This is a genomic window from Arthrobacter sp. Y3225116 (assembly GCF_059091245.1).
In genome coordinates, this window is sequence record NZ_JBNHGL010000189.1 from 1 (window position 1) to 5,653 (window position 5,653).

Sequence of the window (5,653 nt, forward strand, 5' to 3'; positions counted from 1 at the left end):
CCGCCCGCGGGGCCTGCTCCGCCGCCGGCTTCGGGCCCCGTGCGGCGGCGGGACGGTCGTCCTTGTCTGCCGGATCTTCCGGCTTCTGCAGTCCCAAGTAGCCTCCGATCAGGTCTGCGCATTTCTCCGGATCCGTGAACACCTCGATGGTCCACAGCGTCAGCGGCCGCCAGCCCAGCCGCTCGAGCTGTTGCGGGCGCAGCCGGCTGCGCTCCCGCACCGTCAACTCCTGGTACTGCGGGCTGCCGTCAGACTCCAGGGCCACGGGCAGGGCCGGTTCAACATCCGGCGAATACTGCACCGTCCCGGTGCTGGCGGCGATGTCGATGACCCCGTAATAGTGGTCCCAAACGCGTGCGCCGCGGGTGCGGATGCGCTCCACGAGGTCCGCGACGAGCGGATCGTCGATCCCGGGAGACAGTTCGGGCGCCGTGAACCGTCCGTCGCCGAGGTGGCGGTCCAGCAGGTCATGGAAGTCGGCGGCCCCATGCCGCAGCCGCTCCGGGTCCAGATCCTCCGGGCGGAAGCAGCTTAGCACGTGCAGCGACTGCCGGGAACGGGTGACCGCGGTCGCGAAGAGCGCCCGCCCGTGCGGCGCCGACAGGGGTCCGAAGTCGTGGACCGCCCGCCCGTGCGGCGTCCGGCCAAAGCCGAGCGAGAAGATCACGTCGTCGCGGACCAGTCCGGACGCGCGTTCGACGGGTACCACGCGGAAGGGCTCCTGCCGGCGGTGGAAGAAGTCCGCCGCCGACGGATGATTGGGCATCTGCAGCCGGATGGCCTCCGCCACCCGGGCGGCATGCCGGGCGCTGGCCGTCACGACCGCCAGCGACCGCGACGGCCGCAGGCTGATGTGTTCGAAGACAAGGTCCACCACCCGGTTGAGTTCGGCCGGGACGCTTTCCACGCCTTCGTGTCCGGCGCCGGGCATCCCGGTGCCGTCGGGCAAATATTCCACCTCCAGGCCGCCCCCGCGGATGGAGCTGGCGCCGGGCAGCCGGGACAGCGATCCGCCGTAGAACTTTTCGCTCAGCGAGCGGGTCAGGTCCAGGTCGACGGCGCGATAGGCGGTGGTCAGCGCCACCACCGGCAGCACCTCGGAGAGCGCGTGGAAGCAGCTGGCCAACGGTTGCGGTGCTTCGCCGGTGACGGGGTCGTTCCGACGGTCCACGTTGACTTCGAAGGGCTCGGCGCGGCCCAACTCGCCGTCGCCGAACGCCACCACCTGGTGCGCCCGGGAGACCGCGGTCAGCGCCGACGGCAGGCTGGTGGCCTCGGCGTCGAGGATGATGACGGCATCGAAGTGCTTGCCTTCCGGGAGCAGGAGCGGCAGCACCAGCGGGGAGGCGGTCCAGATCGGCAACAGCGCCGAAACCAGCGACTCCGACTGTTGTCCCAACGCGGCCAGGCTGGGTTCGCCGGCCTTGAGCAGGTCGCGCAACCGCTGCGCGGCCTTGGGCTTGCTTTTGAGCGAATGCCGCCAGTTCTGTGCCAGTTCCCAGCGCAGTCGGGCGGGCCCGGACGCGATGTGCGCGTTGTCCGCGAGCCGGTAGACCGCCTCGAGCTTGCGCAGATTGTCGCCGTCGGACATGGCCAGGTAGTCGTCGCCGCTGATCATGGCTTCGAGTGCCGACTGCCACCACGCCAGGTCCAGTTCGGCGCTGACCTCGCCCGCGCCGACTTCGCGTTTGGCCAGATCGTCCAGCAGTTCGGTCAGGCCGTGTTCGCGCATCTGCTCCAGCAGCAGCGTCCGTTCGGGCAGGTTCACCAGCGTTTCGTGGTCCGCGGCCAGGGCGTCCAGCTGTTCCTGGAGTTCGCCGTCGGGCAGGGCCGCGAGGGCACGGTCTTCGGGCACCGGTGCCAGCAGGGCGGCCAGTTTCTCGAGGCGCTGCGCCACCTCGCGGTAAAAGCCGTTCAGGTCCGCCAGCCCGGAGGGCACCGCCGGATGCCGCTGCGACGTTGCGTAGTCGGCCCACTTGGTCCGCTGCTGCTGCACCTCGAAGAGGGACTCGTGCAGGTCGGAGATGTGCACGCCGGGGCGGATGTATTCCTTGGCCACCTTGCGCAGCCGGGAACGCGTCATCGAACTCATTTCGATGCCGCGGTCGCGCCGCCAGGAACTCGGTGCGGTCGCGGAAATCAGGTCCGTGACCGGCCGGTCGAAGATGTCCGGGGTGAACTTGTCGAGGCTGCCGCGGACCTCGACCAGCAGCTGGAGCTGCTCCCCCCACTCGCGGAACGTCCCGGCGAGGGCGATCTGCGAGTGTTCGGCGACCTTGTTCATCCGTTCGCGCAGCCGCGGGACGTCCTTGGCCAGGTCGGCGGCCAGCTGGTGGGCGTCTTCGGTCTCCTTGCGGTTGAGCAGTTTGGCGCCGAACCACGGGCTGGTGGTCGCGGACTTGCTGAAGCTGCCCAACTCGGCCGCCCGGACCAGCCGGGCCGCCAGCTCCGCCCGGTCGGTGATGTTGTCCAGCACCGACCGCTTCAGCCGCACGGTGGTCGCCGGGGCCGGGTCGAGCGAGGTGAGCTTGGCCAGCGACTGCATCGCCTGGTAGGGGGAACAGCGCCAGCGGCTGCGCACATTGTGCAGCGACTTTACATGCTCCATCAGCTTGTGGCGGTGCTCGGTGAGGGTGGCGTGCAGCTTCTGCAGCTGCGGCTCCTGCGCCTTTTCGTTGCGGCTGATCGCGCGGATCATCGCCCGGCGCAGCTGCTCCGGCGTCAGGTCCGCGCCCAGCTGCAGCGCCAGCGACCCCAAATCCACGGTTTCGAGCTGCTGTGCGAATTCGGTCAGCGTGCCGCGGCGCTCGGCGACCACCAGCACGCTCTTGCCCTCGTAGGCCAGGGCCGCCGCGGCGTTGAGTGCGGTCTGGGTTTGTCCGGTGCCCGGCGGCGCGGAAACCACCAGCGAGTGCCCGGCCTGGACGAGGTCCAGCACCTGTTGCTGCGCGGCGTCTGCGTCGAGCAGCAGGAACTCATCCTGCGGATCGCGTTCGTCGATCGGCGGCAGCTCCACCTCCGGCACGGGCACGGCGTTCCGGTTGGCCAAGGGACGGGGACCGGCCTGGGATCCGGCCCCGGCTTCGGCGAGCGTGCGGATCACCGGGTGCCCGGCGTCGAGCAGGACCGGGTCGGTGACTGCTTCCAGATCCGCGAAGGTCGACACCAGCAAATGGTGTTCGATGGTCATGTTCCGCACGCCGGCGGTGAGCAGGCGCAGCCGTTCCAGCACCGGGTGCGGATCCAGGCGGGCGGTGCTGTAGGCCAGCCGGGCGGTCGCTTCGGCATCGATACCGATCCCCTGCTCCGCGGAGAGGTGGCGGACGAGCGCCGGGTTCAGCCGGGCGCGGTCGGTCAGCTGCAGTTCGAAGTCGTCCTGGCTGGGGCGGACGGTCAGCGCCACCGGGATCAACATCACCGGGGCGTTCAGGGACTCCGACCGGCCGATCTCGGGAACCCGCCAGGACGCGGTTCCGGCGGCCAGATACCCGACGTCGATGCCGCGGTCCGAACCCAGTTCGTAGATTTTGGCGCGCAGGCTGCGGGCGGTGCGCATGGCCGCAGCGTACTGGTTCGGCTCACGCAGGAGGGTGGAAAGACGGGTGCGGCGGCCGGCCAGCAACTGCGCCAGGCCGGAAGGGTGGGCATGCGTCAGGTCAATGCTGTTCGACGACGTCGGGGCGAACCGCAGCAGGGTGTCCGACCCGGCGAGATCGCCCAGGTTTTCCAGCCACGATGCCACAACGTCTTCAGCAGCCTCAGCTACGCTGGTCAGCGACACGGCTGCCCCCTTTACTTCACTCTCGGCGACTTGCCTGGACCACAACGGCATGTCAAACAAGGTATCGGACTTTAAACGCCAAACGGGCGACCGCAACACTGCTCGGCGAAATTGCCTCGCAGTTCACCCGCAGCCGCGCTGCGGGCGGGCAGCGGTCGCCCGTTGTGGCTACTCCCACTCGATGGTTCCCGGCGGTTTGCTCGTCACGTCGAGCACCACGCGGTTGACGCCCTCCACCTCGTTGGTGATGCGGTTGGAGATCCTGGCCAGCAGGTCGTAGGGCAGCCGCGACCAGTCCGCGGTCATCGCGTCCTCGGAGGAGACCGGACGGAGCACGATCGGGTGTCCGTAGGTCCGGCCGTCGCCCTGGACGCCCACGCTGCGCACGTCGGCCAGCAGGACCACCGGCATCTGCCAGACTTCCTGGTCCAGGCCCGCAGCGGTCAGTTCGGCGCGCGCGATCGCGTCCGCCTTGCGCAGCAGGTCCAGCCGCTCCTGCGTGACTTCGCCGATGATCCGGATGCCTAGTCCCGGGCCGGGGAAGGGCTGGCGCCCGACGATTTCGGCCGGCAGGCCCAGTTGGGCGCCGACCGCACGGACCTCGTCCTTGAACAGCGTCCGCAGCGGTTCGACCAGCTCGAACTGCAGGTCCTCGGGCAGCCCGCCCACGTTGTGGTGGCTCTTGATGTTCGCGGCGCCCTCGCCGCCGCCGGACTCGACCACGTCCGGGTAGAGCGTGCCCTGCACCAGGAACTTCACCGACTCACCCTCGGCGGCCGCCTCGGCCAGCACGGCCTTCTCGGCGGCTTCAAAGGCGCGGATGAACTCGCGGCCGATGATCTTGCGCTTGGTCTCGGGGTCGGTGACGCCGGCCAGCGCGGACAGGAAGCGCTGCTGTTCGTTGGCTACGTACAGCTTCACGCCCGTGGCCGCGACAAAGTCACGCTCCACCTGCTCGGCTTCGCCCTCGCGCAGCAGTCCGTGGTCCACGAAGACACAGGTCAGCTGGTCGCCGACCGCGCGCTGCACCAGGGCCGCGGCGACGGCGGAGTCCACGCCGCCGGACAGCCCGCAAATTACGCGGGAGTCGCCGATCTGGGCGCGAATGCGCTCCACCTGCTCCTCCACGATGTTGCCGGTGGTCCAGTTGGGTTCGAGCCCGGCACCGCGGAACAGGAAGTTCTCCAACACCCGCTGGCCGTGGGCCGAGTGCTTGACCTCGGGGTGCCATTGCACGCCGTAGAGCTTCTTCTCGTCGTTCGCGAAGGCCGCCACCGGGGCGCCGGCCGTGCTGGCCAGCACGTCGAAGCCTGCGGGTGCCTCCTGCACCGAGTCGCCGTGGCTCATCCAGGTGTTCTGGACGGAGGGCACGCCGGCCAGGATGGACCGGCCCTCCCCCACCGCGGTGGCGTCCGTGGCGCCGTACTCGCGCAGCCCGGTCTTGGCCACCTTGCCGCCCAGGGCGTTCGCCATGGCCTGGAAGCCGTAACAGATGCCGAACACCGGGACGCCGGCTTCGAACAGGTCCGGGCCGATCCTCGGCGCTCCCTCGGCGTAGACGCTGGAGGGCCCGCCGGAGAGGATGATGGCCACCGGGTTCTTGGCCATCAGCTGTTCGGTGGTGTAGGTGTGCGGAACGACCTCGGAATACACGTTGGCCTCGCGCACGCGGCGGGCGATCAGCTGCGCGTACTGGGCCCCGTAGTCGACGACGAGGACGGGCCGGTGGTCCGTAGTGGCGGGGGGAGGAGTAGTCACCCTTACAGGATAGTCGCCGCGTCCGGGGCCTCGCACGCCGGCGTCCGATCCCGACGCGTGAGGTAGCGCACGCCCGGCGGGAGCGCGCGCCGTCGTGCCCGGCACCGCGGCGGG

At 69.7% G+C, this 5,653-nt stretch carries 2 protein-coding genes; both read right to left on the minus strand.

What is annotated here, in order from left to right; translation table 11 throughout:
• Window positions 1-3,781 (minus strand): DUF4011 domain-containing protein (locus AC5RV2_RS13935; RefSeq protein WP_494092824.1); only part of this gene is annotated, 3,781 nt, incomplete at its 3' end.
• Window positions 3,782-3,949: 168 nt separating this feature from the next.
• Window positions 3,950-5,539 (minus strand): glutamine-hydrolyzing GMP synthase, encoded by a 1,590-nt coding sequence (gene guaA / locus AC5RV2_RS13940; RefSeq protein ID WP_494092825.1) that lies wholly within the window; start codon window positions 5,537-5,539, stop codon window positions 3,950-3,952.
• Window positions 5,540-5,653 lie beyond the last annotated feature (114 nt).